This window comes from Empedobacter sedimenti (assembly GCF_030005555.1).
GTDB lineage: Bacteria > Bacteroidota > Bacteroidia > Flavobacteriales > Weeksellaceae > Empedobacter > Empedobacter sedimenti.
Window position 1 is genome coordinate 191,747 of record NZ_JASCQG010000004.1, and the last position, 15,627, is coordinate 207,373.

Below are 15,627 nucleotides of genomic sequence, written 5' to 3' on the forward strand. Positions count from 1 at the left end.
ACACAAAATAATTTTCAAAACAAAAAGCATTACCCAAAAAGTAATGCTTTTTTGGTTTGATTATTTTGTAGAATTTTTCTCATCTAAATTCCCTTTATATAGCCTATATTCAATGCATTTTTTGTATTTTTGTAGACTTTTTAGAGGTATGATAAACATTTCACCAATATTAGAATCGTATTTGGATCATCACGTAGATCAAGAACCAGAAATCTTGAGTCGTTTACGTGTTGAAACGTATCAATGTACAACGCAACCACATATGATTTCGGGCGAATATCAAGGTCGTTTGTTAAGCATTTTGTCGAAGATTTTAGCACCTAAAACTATTTTAGAGTTAGGAACTTTTACAGGTTACGCAACATTGTGTTTGGCGGAAGGTTTAACGTCTGATGGAAAAATCATTACGATGGATAAAAATGATGAGTTAGAATATCTTTGTAGAAAGTATTTTGATGAATCAGAATTTGCTCAAAAAATAGATTTCAGAATCAATGATGCGCGCGAAGAATTGAATACAATTGAGAAAAATTCAGTAGATTTAGCTTTTATTGATGCCGATAAAGAGAGTTATCCTTATTATTTTGAGAAAGTTTTAGAACTTTTGCGTCCGGGAGGAGCAATGTTGGTTGACAATGTGTTGTGGTACGGAAAAGTGATGATGGAAGAGGAAGATAAGAAAGATCCTTCGACAAAAATCTTGAAAGAATTTAATGAGATGGTAACAAAAGATGAACGTGTCGAATCGATCATTTTACCAATTCGTGATGGAATTACGTTAATTCGAAAAAAATAATGAAATACGCCTTTTGTCAAGTAAGTGTTGCGCCATTGCGCTCCGAAGCAAGAGATTCATCAGAAATGGTGAGTCAGGTTTTGTTTGGAGAAAAGTTGATTATTTTAGAAGAATTAGAAAAATGGACGAAAGTTCAATTAGCTTTTGATGGTTACGAAGGTTGGCTTGATCCGAAACAAATTGTAGAAATTTCTGAAGAAGAATACAACAAAGATTCAATAGAGAAATTTGCCATCAATCCGTACAATCATGCGATGGAAAATGGGTTGCCAATGACTTTGACAATTGGTGCTGAGGTTAGAGCTTTGAACGAAAGTAAAATCAAAATAGGACAAAAATGTTTCGAATATTTTGGTGTATATACTTCTGGTAAAAAATCGAAAGAACAATTGGTCGAGATTGCAAAAGCCTATTTAAATGTGCCTTATTTATGGGGCGGAAAATCTTCTTTTGGAATTGATTGTTCAGGATTAACGCAACAAGTGTACAAAATAGGAGGTTACAAAATTCCGAGAGATGCTTATCAACAAGCGGAAATGGGTGATGTCTTGAGTTTTGTTGAAGAAGCAGAACCTGGAGATTTAGCTTTTTTTGATAATGCAGATGGTCGAATTATTCATGTCGGAATTATGTGTGGTAACGGAAAAATTTTGCACGCACACGGAAAAGTTCGCATTGATCCAATCGATACAAACGGAATTTTCAATACAGATTCTCAGAAATATTCGCATAAATTAAGATGTATTCGTAAGATTATATAAAGTAAAATCGCCCGAAAAAGGCGATTTTTTTTATTTAAAGAGAATTGATAAACTCAACTGTTTTAGCCAAAGTTGGTGTTTTATTTTCCTTGTAAGGCGTATGTTTTGCATTCGGAACAAGATAACTTTCTTTTCTTCCTTTTACATTATTGATAATTCCATTTACTTGTTCAATCGTTCCAAATTCATCATCAACTCCTTGAATAACCAACGTTGAACATTCGATATTTTGCAACTCTTCACGAATATCAAAATCAATAAAATCTGGACGTAACCAAGTTTCTGTCCACATCTCAAAAACTTTCTGCGTATTATTACCATGATATTTTGTCAAACGTTCTTTCAAGTTCGTTTCTGCGTAAGCAATTTTTGCCTCTCTAATACCATCTAGCGTCACATCTTCCACAATTACATGCGAACCAACAACTATAATTCCTTTTAAGCTTTGGTGATATTTCGCTGCATAAAGCAACGCAATTGTTCCGCCATCGCTGTGCCCAAATAAAATAATGTCTTTGAAGTTAAATTGTTGAACTATATCATTCAGAAAATCGGCTTCGTCGTGCATATACGTTAATTCACGACGATTTGTTGTAAAAGGAGAAGATTTTCCATAACCTTTTCTATCGTAGATAAATAAATTACAATTCGTTTTTTCGGCAACTTCTTTCGGGAAATCTCTCCAAAGCTGTGTACAACCTAAAGAATCGTGTAAGAAAATAAGTGTAGGTCTTTCGGGATTTATCTCGTTATGGTAATAATAAATATTGGCGTTGTTGATTTCTAAACTATTTTGGCTTTCCATTTTAATTGTAATTTTTTCTGAATTTAAAGATTACAAAAATGCCTCGATTTTATTTATTCGAGGCATTTGTATATTTTTTTTGAAATTTTACTTGATGAAATCTGTAATAATTTCTAAGGTTTTTTCTTTTGCAGTTTCCAAATCGTCGTTCAATAAAATAATATCAAAGTCTTTGGCTTTTTCCATTTCAATTCCCGCTTTGTCCAAACGTTGTTTCAATTTGTCTTCGCTTTCTGTGTTGCGAGAAATCAAACGTTCTTTCAAAATTTCTAAAGATGGAGGATTTACAAATACCGTTAAACATTGATCTCCGTACAATTTTTTGATATTCAATGCACCAATTACATCAATATCAAAAATCACAGAATTACCTTCAGATGTAATGCGATCAACTTCTGATTTTAAAGTACCATAAAAATTATCGCGGTAAACTTCTTCGTGTTCTACGAATTCGTCGTTTGCAATTTTTGTTTTAAATTCTTCTGGAGTTAAGAAATAATAGTCTTTTGCGTGAATTTCACCTTCGCGTTTATCTCTAGTTGTACAAGAAATAGAAAATTTGATATTCTCCAATTGTTCTAAAGCGTAACGAACCAAAGTTGTTTTTCCTGCGCCTGATGGAGCTGAAAAGACAATTAATTTTCCTTTTTTCATTATAAAATGTTTAACGATTGTTCTTTAATTTTTTCTAATTCATCTTTCATCTGAACAACAATTTTTTGCATTTCAGAATGATTTGATTTTGAACCTAATGTATTGATTTCACGACCAATTTCTTGCGAAATAAATCCAAGTTTTTTCCCATTTGATTCAGTTCCAGCTAATTCTTTCAAAAAATATTCGCAATGGTTTTTTAATCGAACTTTTTCTTCTGTAATGTCCAATTTCTCTAAATAGAAAATTAATTCTTGCTCAAAACGATTTTGATCAATCTCCACTTTTACTTCTTCTAAACGTTTAGAAAAACGTTCTTTGATTGTTTCGATACGCTCTTTTTCAAAAGGTACAACTTGCGTTAAAAGCTCAAGAATATTAGTTAAGTTTAATGTCAAATATTTCTCTAAAACGCTTCCTTCGTCTAATCTAAATTGATTTAAAGCGTTAATTGCATCAATAATAGTTGCGCGAATTTGATTCCACTCGTCTTCACCCAAATCATCTTGTGTGTACGAAATAACATCAGGAAGTCGCATTACCACAGGCAACAATTCTCCATCAGTCACATTTGGCGTGATTGATTTGAATTCTGCCATATAACTTTTGATTAATTCAGCATTTATATTTTGATTTCTTGCAGCAGGATTTAATTCAACCATCATCGAAAAATCGACTTTTCCACGTTGAACTTTTTCTGAAATAAGGTTTCTGATTTCTAATTCTTTTTCACGATAAAAAGAAGGTATTCTTGTATTTAAATCTAGTGTTTTACTATTTAAAGAACGGATTTCAATCGTTACTTTTTTTTCAGGTAATTCTAATACGGCTTTACCGTAACCTGTCATAGATGCTATCATAATTGTAAAATTATGCGAACAAAATTACAATAAATAAACGTAACGTTAACTGAATTATCAGCTTTAATGATTTTAAAGTTTAACATTTTGCTAAAATTTTAATGAACTTAAAACATTTATCTTTAACAAAAATCAAACTAAAATTATACTATGACAAATCAAGAATTGTACAAAGGAATTGCAGAAGAAGGATTGAGTTTACCTTCTACAATGGGAATTTTTCCTTCGTCGAAAGATTTTGTATTCTCGAAAGAATCAATCGAAAATAGTCTAAAATCAACCGATTATTTTCAATTAATCAATTTTGATCTTATCGAGATTGATAAAGACGAAAATGGAGCTGTAAAGCAAGAATATCAGCTTGTAGTGTCTTATTTGGAAGAAGAATTTGATGTGAATTTGTATGTTGTAGATGCGAGAAGTAACGATTATTCTGAATTTGGTTTCGGAAATATGATTTCAGATGAAGAAATGGAAATTGCAACGCAACAAGATTTTTATTTAGAATCTGTCATGTATTTCGGAAATGACGCGTTGGATAGTTTTCATTTGCAACTAAAAATTATGCAAGCCATTGTCGAGAATCCGTCTATTGTTGTCGATTTTATGCCTTATCGTTTGCTTTCTGGGAAATGGGCTAAAGTAACAGCAGAGTCAGAAATTCCGCCTGCGCCTTCGTATTTATATGTGATACATGGCGTTTATGATGAGGACGAAAATGGTGATCGCGTGTATTGGATGCATACGCATGGTTTGCATCGTTGTGGTTCTGTGGAATTGGAAATGTTGAACATCAAAGATGGAGTAGAGCAGATGAATTCGGCTTTGGATATGATTGTAAATGCGTTTATCAAACCAGATTTTCGTTCGCCAGAAAATGAAGAATTTAATATTGGTTATGATGGTTTGGACATTACATTTTGTTGGAAACGTTGGGAAGATGTGGTAAAAGATTATCCTGCAAAAATTCCAGGAGGTTACAATGAGCGTCAGCCAGAAAACGAAAATTACGAACCTTGTGGCGTTTTGTTAGCGGTACAAGAAGGACATACATTGACGCCAGAAGTTTATGCAGCAACAATTGCAGATAATCCGATTTTCTTTATCAGCGATCAGGAAACGGAAAGAATGTCAGCTTTGGCTTATCAACGTTTTGAATCGTATAAAAAAGCATTTAACACGTATTTTAATCCAGAAGCAGGTGAAGAAAATTATTATCGATTTTTAATCAAATTAGGATTTGATGTTGATCATGAAATGAATAAGGAACATATTTGGTTTGATGTGTACGGAATCAATGAAAACAACGAAATTTTTGGTGTTTGCTTGAATCGTCCTTATGCTGTAGAAGGTTTGAATGAAGGAGATGAAGGTCTTTATCCGCAAGAAATGATTACCGATTGGTTAATTTACACGCCGACAAACACCATCACTCCTGATAATATTTACACTATTGATTAATCAACTCGCCATTTTTCCAAACGAAAGTTGGTTGTAATTGTCCTTGTTGATAAATAATATTACGATAATCAAAAGTAGAGAAGCTGATAAAATCGGCTTTTTTACCTTTTTCTATTGTTCCACGATCAGTTAAATTTAATGCTTTTGCAGCACGAAAAGTAATTGCAGCTAAAACTTCCGCCATTGATAATTTTTCGAAAGTTGCTAAAATAGAAGCTTGAGTTAAAAGATTTCCCATTGGTGCAGAACCAGGATTCCAGTCAGAAGCAATAGAAACGCAACAACCAGCATCTAACAATTTTCGAGCTGGCGCATATTGCATTCCCAAACCGATTGAAGCGCCTGGTAAAACTGTCGCAACAACATCAGAATTGGCAAGATTTTTCACTTCTTCATCACTAGAAAATTCTAAATGATCTGCACTCAACGCATTATATTTTGTCGCTAAATAACTTCCTCCAGCTGTAAATTGATCAGCGTGAATCGTAATTTCAAATCCTTGATTTTTTGCTTCATTCAAGAAATAATCGCCTTCTTCAACCGAAAAAGCAGATTGTTCCACAAAAATATCGACACGATTTGCTAAATCATCAGCTTTCAGTTTTGGAAAAACTTCTTTTACCAAAAGTTCTAAATATTCTTGGTTTGATCCTTCAAAATCTTTTGGTTTCATATGTGCGCCCAAAAAAGTTGGTACCAAATCAATTTCACTTTCTTGATTTGCCATATTTATTGCTTCCAACATCTTAATTTCGCCATCAACAGAAAGTGCATAACCAGATTTTACTTCGGCAGTTGTAATTCCTTGCTTCTCTAACTGATCGATATGTTTTAGTGTAATATCTTTCAGTTCATCAACAGTTTTATTACGAGTTTGTGTTACGGTAGACCAAATTCCACCACCACTTTCGGCAATTTCTAAGTAGGTTTTTCCATCCAAGCGCATGGCAAAATCTTTGGCACGATTTCCTCCAAAACAAATATGCGTATGAGAATCTACAAAACCAGGAAGAAGAATTTGCTCCGTTTCAATTTGTTCAATTTCGATGGTTGGATGTTGTTGAGAAAGCGTTTCGAAATCTCCAATTTCTACAATTGTTTCATTATTAATTATAATTCCACCATTTTCGATAATTTGAAGTTGTTCTTCGTTAATTTTTCCTTTTAGAGGTAGATTGGCAAGTGTAACGATTTGTTTGAATGGACCGATTAATTTCATTTTGTTGTTTTATAACACAAGTTTACGAAATTTAAGGGAGATTGTATTCGAATTTCGAAACTCGTTTACCGAACTTCGAAGTTTTTATTTTAACGAGATGTGATTCCAGAACGAGTTTGGAATGACTTAATTTTTATCGTAAGTCAGTCGATAAAATAGCGTAACCATAATTATCTGCCCAACCAGATTTTAGAGGAAGTAATTGTCTTGTATGCGCTTCTCGTATCATGCCAACTTTTTCAAGAACTTTGTAAGAACCAATATTGTCTACTGCGCATCCAGCTTCGATTCGATGTAAATTAAGCGTGTTAAATCCAAACGAAATAATTTCTCTTAAAGCTTCTGTTGCAATTCCTTTGTTCCAAAAATTGGGATGCAATTTGAACCAGATTTCTGCATTTTTGTATTTAGTTCGACCTAAATTTAGAGAAATTAATCCAGCAAATTGATGATTATTTTCGATAACAAAAGTATAAGCTTTACGAGGTTCAGTTTGATTAGAATTTACTAAATCTTTTACATGAAGAATGGTAACCTCTATATTTTCTGGTATTCCTAAAGTGTTGTATTGATCAACTTCTTCAATCAAATGTAATTGATGAATAACTTCTGTATCATCAATTGTTACTGGTCTTAGCGTTAATCGTTCCGTTTTAAGAATCAGATTCATATAAATTACTTTTTCTTTAAGTATGTGGGATCGTTAGGATATTTGATCACTTTAACGAATGTAATAATAGCGAAAATAACAAAAACTAGGATTGCTAAAGAACTGAAGAATATTTTGGAATTTTTATCAAGCGTTAAACCTAAATAAAGTTCGTATGCAGCCCAAATAATAATTAAAACTTGTGGTAGTAGTGCGCCAAAAATATTTCTTGTCATTTTATTTTTCTATTGAGTTGTAAAAATAAGAAAAATAAAAAACCTGCTTGTTATAAGCAGGTTTAAAAATTTATTGAGTAACTAATTTTGTTTCATTAAGAATTGGTTCTCTTCGTAATACATTTGTCGCAATAGTTAATGTATCTTTCTTTTCTTCAAAAATTGGAGCTTCTTGCATAAAAGCTGTCGTTGGAGCTTCTTCAACTTTTGGTGGTGTGTTATCAAATTTATAATTAAATCCGATTCCAAGGGTTTGTTTTATTTGTGTTTTCTTGATTTGATCTTCGTCATACAATAAGTTTAAACTTACTTGTGCTGAAACAAATTTGTTTACTTTCATATCCAAAATTCCTTGATAAGCAACGTCCATATTTCCAACATTTTTTAGGTAATCTGCATAAATTCCTAAACGATTATCATACGAAATTCCTTCCATAATTTGTAGTTTGTAGCGTGCACCTAAATATGCACCAAACTCGAATAAAGTTGTGTCTCCATCATTTTTAAGACCAAAATTTCCTTTTTTCTGTAAATCTTTATCCAATACAAAAGTCATTCTTGGTGTAAGAGGATGAATATTAACTTGGAAATTTTCGTTTGGTTTATAATCAACACCTAAACCTAAACTTAAATAACCTGGCGCCATTAAGTTTGAAATCTTTGTTTTTGGATCTGTTCCATAATCAAAACCTTCTGTAAATTGTGTGCGGAAATTCATAGCAGCAGCTAAATACCAATGATTTCCGATACTGTATCCATAAGACGAAGTAAGGTCGATCACATCATTTGTTTTACGAGAACTTTCTCCTTTATTGGTTTGGATTCCGTAGCCCAAAACAACTCGATTATCCCAAATATGTTTTTCTCTTGTTAAATTAAATTCATAATCTAAACTACCATTTAAGGCGAAAGAGTTTACACCTCCGGCAACCCAGTTAGAGAATGCACTTTGAGAAAATAAAAGTGAGTTATTACCAGAAACAAACCAGCCTGGTTGACGACCATCAAATTTTTGATCTTTTAAATAACGTTTGCTGTCTGTTGCAACTTTTCCGTCTTTTACCGTTTGGGCGAAAGATGTTGTTGTACTAATTATAGCTAATGCAAATAAGAGTTTTTTCATATTATAGATTGTTTTTTATTAAGTTATTCTAGTAAAATAGATTCGGATTTTATATAAGTTGATTTTTCATCAATCGTATTTTTTTCGAAAACACGATCATAATTTTGTTTATTGATTTTGAACTTTGGAATATTGATTGGCGAAATGCCAGAAGTATCAAAATAAGGAAGAATCTCTTTCTTACGTCTTTTCTTTTTTTCCTTTTTCTTCGTACTATCAATTTTATAGGTTAATCCAATTCCTAAAGCTTGTTTAAACTGGGTTTGCTTTACTTGATCTTCATCATAAATTAGATTAATCGTAAGTTGAGTAGACATAAAATTATTAATTTTCATGTCCAATAAACCAGCGTAAACGATGTCTACATTGTAAAATTTGTGCGAGTAGTTAGAAAAGAAACCAAAGTTATTATCGTAGGTTACATTATCAAATAATTTCAATTTATAGCGTCCTCCTAAGTAAGCACCAACTTCAAATAAGAATGTGTCACCATCATTTTTAAGACCATAAGTTCCTTTTTTTTGTAAATCTGTATCTGCAACAATAGTTGTGCGTGATGTGATAGGATGAAAACTTAACGAGAAGTTAGAATTTGGTGTATAATTAGCACCAATCCCTATTGTAATATAGGCAGGAGCAAATAGATTGGATAGTTTTGTTTTTGGCTTTGTACTATAATTGTAACCAGCGGCAAATTGCGAACGAATATTAAGTGATGAAGTTAAATACCATTTTTCTTTCAGCAAATACCCATACGAAGTAGTGATGTTTATATTATCGGCTGTTTTACGAGTTCCGTTGGTTTTGTTATCTAAAAAACCGTATTCAAGTATAAAACGATTATCCCAAAAATGTTTTTTCTTTCGGAAGTTGAATTCATAATCAACTTTACCATTCATAGAAACCGAGTTTTCACCTCCAGCCATCCAATTAGAAAAGGTATTCTGATTAACAGTTAAGGTATTTGCTCCATAAATTTCCCAACCCGATTTTCGACCAGTTGTATCAACCTTAGATTTAAGATATTTACGACCATCAATAATTAGATTACCACTTGTATCTAAGAATTGAGCTGATGTAAATAAAGACAATACTAAAAAAATGATTGAGAAAATTAGTCTCATTATAAAAAATATCTTTGTTCGAAATGGATAATTTCAAACAAAGATATTTAATTTATTTTGTACAGATAAGTGCTTTCTAATTATTTTGCCACCCTTTTAGCCATTTTACCAATACATCAACCCAATCTTGACGATCATTAAGGCAAGGAATGTAGGTAAATTGTTCTCCTCCGGCTTTCAAAAATTCTTCGCGACCTTCCATCGAAATTTCTTCTAAAGTCTCTAAACAATCAGAAACGAATGCAGGAGTACAAATTGCTAAATTTTTGACATCTTGTCCCGGAAAATCTTCTAACATATGGTCTGTATAAGGCTTAATCCAAGGGTCACGACCTAAACGAGACTGAAAAGAAGTGGTGTATTTATCTTCCGGTAATTGTAAATATTCGGTTACCAAACGTGTCGTCTCAAAACACTGATTGCGATAAGTTTCAATCGGTAATTTACTCACTTTTGCAGCACGAAGTGCTTTGTTGTCGTGACGTTCTGGAATACCATGATAAGAAAATAATAATTTATCAAAATTTTCTGGTAATTTTTCTTTGATTGAATCTCCCAAAACTTTTATATAATCAGGATGATTGTAAAAAGCTTTCAAGAAATTGATATTGGTATCTTTATATTTCTTCTTTTGGATTTCAAGAATTTTATCAGCAACAGTTTCAGTAGAAGACATGGTATATTGCGGATACAATGGCACAACCAAAATATCACGAACTCCTTTGTTATATAATTCTTCTAAACCAGCTTCTATAGATGGATTTTTGTAGCGCATCGCTAAAACAACAGGTACATCCATTTGTTTTTGTACCATGTCTCTCAAAATTTTAGAGTAAACAATTAAAGGAGATCCTTCTTTTGTCCAAATTTTTCGGTAAGCTTCTGCAGATTTTTCAGGTCTTTTTGGTAAAATAAATAATTCAACAACAGTTTTACGAATAATCCAAGGAGAATCTAAAACTTTTTTATCCATTAAAAATTCGCGTAAATAAGTTCTTACATCTTCAACATTCGTAGAATCTGGCGAACCTAAATTCACTAATAATATTCCTTTGCTCATAATTCTTTTTATCTAAAAAAATATTGCGTTCTTTGTAATTGCAAAAGTACGGCGGATAATTTAAATTGTCCTTCGTAATGTTATCATTATAATTTATATCATAATTTTATGTCAGATTTGTTAAATCCTGATAAAGAATTTTATCCAGATGACGATTTAAATAACGAAAATACTGTTCGTCCGCAAAGCTTTGATGATTTTGCTGGACAAGCGCATATTCTCGAGAATTTAGAAGTTTTCGTAAAAGCGTCTAAACTTCGTGGCGAAGCCTTGGATCACGTTTTATTGCACGGACCTCCAGGTTTGGGAAAAACGACGTTGGCGAATATTATTGCGAATGAATTAGGCGTTGGAATCAAAATTACTTCTGGTCCAGTTCTCGATAAACCAAGTGATTTAGCTGGTTTGTTAACGAATTTGGAAGAAAATGATGTACTTTTTATTGATGAAATCCATCGTATGTCGCCCGTTATCGAAGAATATTTGTATTCGGCAATGGAAGATTTTAAGATTGATATTATGATTGAATCTGGACCAAATGCACGTTCGGTTCAAATTGGTCTTAATCCTTTTACATTAATCGGAGCAACAACACGTTCTGGCTTATTAACAGCTCCACTTCGTGCTCGTTTCGGAATCAATTTTAGATTCGAATATTATAATGTCGAATTATTAAGTTCGATTGTTGAGCGATCTTCTCGTATTTTAGATACACCAATTGACGAAAGAGCGGCGATAGAAATTGCAGGTCGTAGTCGTGGAACACCTCGTATTGCAAATGCATTATTGAGAAGAACAAGAGATTTTGCTCAAATAAAAGGAAATGGAAAAATTGATTTATCAATTGCTGATTTTTCTCTAAAAGCCTTGAAAGTTGATGATAATGGTTTAGATGAAATGGATAATCGAATTTTATCAACTATTATTGAAAAATTCAAAGGAGGACCGGTCGGAATTACAACTTTAGCAACAGCTGTTGGAGAAAATGGTGGAACATTAGAAGAAGTTTACGAACCGTATCTCATTCAAGAAGGTTATTTGATGCGTACCGCGCGTGGGCGTGTTGCAACTGAAAAAGCTTTCAAACATATTGGCGTAAAATATCGCGGAGAAAATTCTCCTCAAACCGATTTGTTTGATTTGTAGCCTACAAAAATGAGAACGTTAATTTATTTTTTATTTATCTTTTTTCATGGATTTTTTATATTAGGATTACCTGTATTATATCCTCGTAAAAAATATTTACTTTTTTTAGGATTTGGTCTTTTAGGAAGTTTTGTATTTTTTATTCTTTTTGTAATGATATTAAACTATATGAATTTTAACGTAGAAGGAGAATTTCACACAAACGTAGCTTTTGGCATAATAGGATTATTTTTTTTAAGTTTTTTTGCTGTTCTAATTCCTAGTTTAGTAGTAAAGAATGTTTTAAAATTTCATTTAACAAATAACATTGAAAATATAAATAAACAACCATTAAAATTTTTTTTGAATAATACAAACTCTATAGAATTTGGTTATAGATTATTCTTTTTTCTAGGAGGTTTTATTATCTATTATGGTATATGTTTTGGGGATTTAAACACAAAATAACAAATGCTCCTTCAAACTGAAGAACATATCAAAATAAAATGGTCCCATCGCATCAAAGAAAAAGCTGAAGCGTTGGGATTTATTTCTTGTGGTATAGCCAAAGCAGATTTTTTGGAAGAAGAAGCTCCTCATTTAGAAGCTTGGTTGAAGAATGATTTTCATGGCGAAATGCAGTATATGGAAAATCATTTCGATATGCGATTGGATCCTCGAATTTTGGTCGAAGGAGCAAAATCTGTAATTTCATTGGCGTATAATTATTACCAAGATTTAGATCGAAATCCAGACTCATACAAAGTTGCAATGTACGCACAAGGCGAAGATTATCATTTTGTCGTGAAGGAAAAAGTGCGCGAATTGTTAGATTTTATTCAAGACGAAATAGGAGAGGTGAGCGGAAGAGCTTTTACCGATTCAGCACCAGTTTTGGAACATGCTTGGGCAAAAAAAGCTGGAATTGGTTGGGTTGGAAAAAATTCGTTGACGTTGTCCAAACAAAAAGGTTCGTTTTTCTTTTTATCCGAATTAATTATTGATTTGGATTTAGCTTATGATTTTCCAATCGAAACTGATCATTGTGGAAATTGTGCACGTTGCATAGATGCTTGCCCAACAGATGCTATTTTACCAAATAAAACGGTGAATGGAAGTCAATGTATTTCATATTTTACAATTGAATTGAAAGACCAAATTCCGACCGAAATGAAAGGTAAATTTGACGATTGGATTTTTGGCTGTGATGTTTGCCAAGAAGTTTGTCCGTGGAATCGTTTTTCGTTGCCAACGAAAGAAACTCGTTTTGTTGGTCATGAGAAAATTAATCAATTCTCGAAAAAAGATTGGGAAGAAATTACGGAAGATGTTTTTCGAGAAATTTTTAAGAAATCACCTGTCAAACGTACAAAATATGATGGTTTGAAAAGAAATATCGATTTTGTAAAATCACTATAATTCGTGAATAATTTTGGTGCAGATTTTGCTAGTTTTACTTCGAAGAAATCGCATCAGAAAAATGAAGAAAAGTCTACTTTTTAGCACATTAATTTTATCTTATTTTGCGCAAGCACAATTTGGAATTGTACAGGATAAAGATGGTTTTGTTAATGTGAGAGATGAAAAAAATACAACATCTACTATTTTAGCTAAAGTTAACTCGAACACTATTTTACCAATAGACAATGATGAAGAAAATTCTAAATGGTATTTAGCAGAGTTTCAGACTGAAAAATCAGGTTATATTTTTCATGATAGAATCAAGAAATTAGAAGATTTTGAATCAATTGCTCCAATTTCAAAAAACGATAATAAAGTGGAATTTTCTACTTCAGATTATAAAATTGAGCTAGAAACGCAACAGTTTAATTCGAAAAAGCATAAAATTTTCAAAGAAGGTGATTTTGTTTATGCAATAGATGAAAAAGATTTCTTTGGCTCGGATGGAATGGTTCCTCAAACAGAATTCAAGTCGTTCAAAATTTCGTTCAAAGGAAAAGAAATTAGTTTTCCGAAATACTATTTTACCAATTTATACAATGCTAATTTATCAGCAACAAAACTTACTTACAATAAAGAGTTAAATCAATATTATTTGTTTGGTACTTATAGTGATGGAGCGGGTGTTTATGATGCACTTTGGGTTTTGGAGAATGGTAAAATAGTGAAACATATTGCTCAAATTAATTATTATGTGTAGAAAATTAAAATACATTGTTCCTGCATTATTGATGTTTTCGACTTCTATTTTTGCTCAGAAAATATCAACAGCTAAATTTGGAGATATTGCCTATAATATGTCGCAAAGAGAAGTTGCGTTATTATCAAATAAATTGGCGCTTTATGATACAACGAATGAGCAAATGCCAGAACAAGATATTGTAATAAATGGAGTTAAATACCATGTTTCGTATTATAATAATCTGAAAACAAAGCAATTTGAGGTTTATATGGTTTCTTCTACAAATCCATCACTTTCTACTTTATCAGGCATAAAAATTGGAAGTACATTAAGTGATTTGTGGAAAATTTACAAAAAATATGATATTTCGGTACAAAATATTTTTGAAGATGAGGAAACAAAATCGACGCGTGTTTTTACAATAAATGATTTAGACAATGGATGTAATCTTGATTTTTATTTGAAAAATAATAAAGTGGTTAAAATTGCACTGATGAATGAGTCGGGATATTTAAATAATAATATTTATGAAAACTAAATACATTACCTATTTACTGTTTTGCTTTTCAACGTTTTGTTTTGCTCAAATTTCGACAACAAAAATGAATGAGCTGAAAATTGGTATGCGACCAGCTCAAATCATGAAATTATTAGGAAATAAGCCAGCAGCAATAGCAGATAATAACGAGACAAATATAAAAGTTAACGGAATTAATTATACGATTTATATTCAAGAAGGATATTTGAGCAAGGGAGAAGGAGATACGTATCTTGGATCGATTTCGACAACGAGTAAAGCGATTAAAACTTTATCTGGTGTTGGAGTAGGAAATACGGTAGAAGATTTATGGAATGCTTATTCATCTAAATACAATGTATTTTTGAGTAAATCTGAAAATAATTTCCGAGAATTTAGAATTCAAGATGAAGAAAATGGAACGATGTTGATTTTTGAATTGAAAAATGAAATTGTGACAAAAATTAATATAAATTCATATAACCCAGAAGAATGTACTTTATAATAAAACCTTTTAAATAAAAACTAAAAACTATGAGAAAAATATTTTTTATTGCAGCTTTCGTAGCTGGAATCGCTTTACAAGCACAAGTTTCTACAACACGTATTAACGATATAAAACTTGGAATGAAATTGTCTGAATTAGAAAAGTTAACTGGACAAAAATTTAAGTTGAAATTAAATGAATATGGTTATCCAGAAGGAGATTTAACAATCGTTTCTAAAGGAGTGACATACAAAGTTGGATTGACATCAAATGGAGATGGAAATGGAACAAACAATTTAACTGTTTACAGTGTAAAATCGACAGATTCAAGTTTAAAAACACTTTCTGGCATCAAAATAGGATCTACTTTAGATGAATTAATTTCTAAGTATAAAAATTTGAATATCTCTATTTATGATGGTTATGATGATGTAAGCGGAAATAGAACAAAATCATTTAGATATTTTAATGTTGATGATTATGACACAGGATCTATGTTGCAATTTAAGTTAGTCAACGGAAAGGTTACTTCTTTTGATGTGATGTATAATGAAGGTTGTTAAGAATCAAACATAAAAAAAAAACCAACTCTTAAGAGTTGGTTTTT

Annotated in this window: 18 protein-coding genes; 10 read left to right on the top strand and 8 right to left on the bottom strand. The window is 31.8% G+C overall.

Features of this window, described 5'->3' with window-relative positions; all coding sequences use genetic code 11:
* Positions 1–148 precede the first annotated feature (148 nt).
* Both QHG34_RS06095 and QHG34_RS06100 read left to right on the top strand, forming a co-directional pair.
* On the top strand, positions 149–796 hold the full coding sequence (locus tag QHG34_RS06095) for an O-methyltransferase (RefSeq protein ID WP_282629313.1): 648 nt from the start codon (positions 149–151) through the stop codon (positions 794–796).
* Positions 796–1,557: a C40 family peptidase gene (locus QHG34_RS06100; protein ID WP_282629314.1), complete on the top strand. Its 762-nt coding sequence runs from the start codon at positions 796–798 to the stop codon at positions 1,555–1,557. Before QHG34_RS06095 ends, QHG34_RS06100 begins: the two co-directional genes overlap by 1 nt.
* Positions 1,558–1,591: 34 nt before the next feature.
* On the opposite strand, the gene QHG34_RS06105 is transcribed toward QHG34_RS06100, so the two are convergent.
* From QHG34_RS06105 to QHG34_RS06115, 3 genes are all read right to left on the bottom strand, one after another.
* Positions 1,592–2,362, bottom strand: a complete 771-nt coding sequence (locus QHG34_RS06105) for an alpha/beta fold hydrolase (protein ID WP_282629315.1) — start codon at positions 2,360–2,362, stop codon at positions 1,592–1,594.
* An 87-nt stretch (positions 2,363–2,449) separates the two neighbouring features.
* Positions 2,450–3,016, bottom strand: a complete 567-nt coding sequence (gmk, locus tag QHG34_RS06110) for a guanylate kinase (RefSeq protein WP_282629316.1) — start codon at positions 3,014–3,016, stop codon at positions 2,450–2,452.
* Positions 3,016–3,876, bottom strand: a complete 861-nt coding sequence (locus QHG34_RS06115) for a YicC/YloC family endoribonuclease (protein ID WP_282629317.1) — start codon at positions 3,874–3,876, stop codon at positions 3,016–3,018. The genes gmk and QHG34_RS06115 overlap by 1 nt, the downstream gene beginning before the upstream one ends.
* A 150-nt stretch (positions 3,877–4,026) precedes the next feature.
* Between QHG34_RS06115 and QHG34_RS06120 the strand changes: the two genes are divergently transcribed.
* Positions 4,027–5,337, top strand: a complete 1,311-nt coding sequence (locus tag QHG34_RS06120) for a DUF4026 domain-containing protein (RefSeq protein ID WP_282629318.1) — start codon at positions 4,027–4,029, stop codon at positions 5,335–5,337.
* On the opposite strand, the gene hutI is transcribed toward QHG34_RS06120, so the two are convergent.
* The 5 genes from hutI to hemH all read right to left on the bottom strand — a co-directional run bounded on the left by hutI (position 5,327) and on the right by hemH (position 10,748).
* Positions 5,327–6,556, bottom strand: coding sequence for an imidazolonepropionase (hutI, locus tag QHG34_RS06125; protein WP_282629319.1), 1,230 nt, complete (start codon positions 6,554–6,556; stop codon positions 5,327–5,329). The genes QHG34_RS06120 and hutI overlap by 11 nt on opposite strands.
* Positions 6,557–6,689: 133 nt before the next feature.
* Entirely contained in the window at positions 6,690–7,226 is a 537-nt protein-coding gene (locus tag QHG34_RS06130; RefSeq protein ID WP_282629320.1) for a GNAT family N-acetyltransferase, read from the bottom strand.
* A 285-nt stretch (positions 7,227–7,511) separates the two neighbouring features.
* Positions 7,512–8,564, bottom strand: coding sequence for a DUF3078 domain-containing protein (locus QHG34_RS06135; RefSeq protein ID WP_282629321.1), 1,053 nt, complete (start codon positions 8,562–8,564; stop codon positions 7,512–7,514).
* A gap of 23 nt (positions 8,565–8,587) precedes the next feature.
* Complete coding sequence (locus QHG34_RS06140; RefSeq protein ID WP_282629322.1) at positions 8,588–9,688, bottom strand: DUF3078 domain-containing protein; 1,101 nt, start codon at positions 9,686–9,688, stop codon at positions 8,588–8,590.
* Positions 9,689–9,764: 76 nt separating this feature from the next.
* Positions 9,765–10,748 (bottom strand): ferrochelatase, encoded by a 984-nt coding sequence (gene hemH, locus QHG34_RS06145; RefSeq protein WP_282629323.1) that lies wholly within the window; start codon positions 10,746–10,748, stop codon positions 9,765–9,767.
* Between the two features lie 108 nt (positions 10,749–10,856).
* On the opposite strand from hemH, the gene ruvB reads away from it, so the two are divergent.
* The 7 genes from ruvB to QHG34_RS06180 all read left to right on the top strand — a co-directional run bounded on the left by ruvB (position 10,857) and on the right by QHG34_RS06180 (position 15,583).
* Positions 10,857–11,894, top strand: coding sequence for a Holliday junction branch migration DNA helicase RuvB (gene ruvB, locus QHG34_RS06150; protein ID WP_282629324.1), 1,038 nt, complete (start codon positions 10,857–10,859; stop codon positions 11,892–11,894).
* Between the two features lie 9 nt (positions 11,895–11,903).
* Entirely contained in the window at positions 11,904–12,341 is a 438-nt protein-coding gene (locus tag QHG34_RS06155; protein ID WP_282629325.1) for a hypothetical protein, read from the top strand.
* Between the two features lie 3 nt (positions 12,342–12,344).
* The gene (queG, locus tag QHG34_RS06160) at positions 12,345–13,292 is read left to right on the top strand and encodes a tRNA epoxyqueuosine(34) reductase QueG (RefSeq protein ID WP_282629326.1); all 948 of its coding nucleotides are present in this window, start codon (positions 12,345–12,347) and stop codon (positions 13,290–13,292) included.
* Between the two features lie 61 nt (positions 13,293–13,353).
* Positions 13,354–14,034 (top strand): SH3 domain-containing protein, encoded by a 681-nt coding sequence (locus tag QHG34_RS06165; protein ID WP_282629327.1) that lies wholly within the window; start codon positions 13,354–13,356, stop codon positions 14,032–14,034.
* Entirely contained in the window at positions 14,027–14,554 is a 528-nt protein-coding gene (locus tag QHG34_RS06170; protein ID WP_282629328.1) for a hypothetical protein, read from the top strand. Before QHG34_RS06165 ends, QHG34_RS06170 begins: the two co-directional genes overlap by 8 nt.
* A 64-nt stretch (positions 14,555–14,618) precedes the next feature.
* A complete protein-coding gene (locus QHG34_RS06175) occupies positions 14,619–15,038 on the top strand; it encodes a hypothetical protein (RefSeq protein WP_282629329.1) in 420 nt (139 codons plus the stop codon).
* A gap of 29 nt (positions 15,039–15,067) precedes the next feature.
* Positions 15,068–15,583, top strand: coding sequence for a hypothetical protein (locus QHG34_RS06180; protein WP_282629330.1), 516 nt, complete (start codon positions 15,068–15,070; stop codon positions 15,581–15,583).
* Positions 15,584–15,627 lie beyond the last annotated feature (44 nt).

Coding starts and splice junctions, on each gene's coding strand:
- QHG34_RS06095 (WP_282629313.1), top strand. CDS start 149: ATGATAAACATTTCACCAATATTAGAATCGTATTTGGATCATCACGTA.
- QHG34_RS06155 (WP_282629325.1), top strand. CDS start 11,904: ATGAGAACGTTAATTTATTTTTTATTTATCTTTTTTCATGGATTTTTT.
- gmk (WP_282629316.1), bottom strand. CDS start 3,016: ATGAAAAAAGGAAAATTAATTGTCTTTTCAGCTCCATCAGGCGCAGGA.
- QHG34_RS06105 (WP_282629315.1), bottom strand. CDS start 2,362: ATGGAAAGCCAAAATAGTTTAGAAATCAACAACGCCAATATTTATTAT.
- QHG34_RS06100 (WP_282629314.1), top strand. CDS start 796: ATGAAATACGCCTTTTGTCAAGTAAGTGTTGCGCCATTGCGCTCCGAA.
- QHG34_RS06115 (WP_282629317.1), bottom strand. CDS start 3,876: ATGATAGCATCTATGACAGGTTACGGTAAAGCCGTATTAGAATTACCT.
- QHG34_RS06170 (WP_282629328.1), top strand. CDS start 14,027: ATGTGTAGAAAATTAAAATACATTGTTCCTGCATTATTGATGTTTTCG.
- hemH (WP_282629323.1), bottom strand. CDS start 10,748: ATGAGCAAAGGAATATTATTAGTGAATTTAGGTTCGCCAGATTCTACG.
- QHG34_RS06130 (WP_282629320.1), bottom strand. CDS start 7,226: ATGAATCTGATTCTTAAAACGGAACGATTAACGCTAAGACCAGTAACA.
- QHG34_RS06180 (WP_282629330.1), top strand. CDS start 15,068: ATGAGAAAAATATTTTTTATTGCAGCTTTCGTAGCTGGAATCGCTTTA.
- QHG34_RS06165 (WP_282629327.1), top strand. CDS start 13,354: ATGAAGAAAAGTCTACTTTTTAGCACATTAATTTTATCTTATTTTGCG.
- QHG34_RS06175 (WP_282629329.1), top strand. CDS start 14,619: ATGAATGAGCTGAAAATTGGTATGCGACCAGCTCAAATCATGAAATTA.
- hutI (WP_282629319.1), bottom strand. CDS start 6,556: ATGAAATTAATCGGTCCATTCAAACAAATCGTTACACTTGCCAATCTA.
- QHG34_RS06135 (WP_282629321.1), bottom strand. CDS start 8,564: ATGAAAAAACTCTTATTTGCATTAGCTATAATTAGTACAACAACATCT.
- ruvB (WP_282629324.1), top strand. CDS start 10,857: ATGTCAGATTTGTTAAATCCTGATAAAGAATTTTATCCAGATGACGAT.
- QHG34_RS06120 (WP_282629318.1), top strand. CDS start 4,027: ATGACAAATCAAGAATTGTACAAAGGAATTGCAGAAGAAGGATTGAGT.
- queG (WP_282629326.1), top strand. CDS start 12,345: ATGCTCCTTCAAACTGAAGAACATATCAAAATAAAATGGTCCCATCGC.
- QHG34_RS06140 (WP_282629322.1), bottom strand. CDS start 9,688: ATGAGACTAATTTTCTCAATCATTTTTTTAGTATTGTCTTTATTTACA.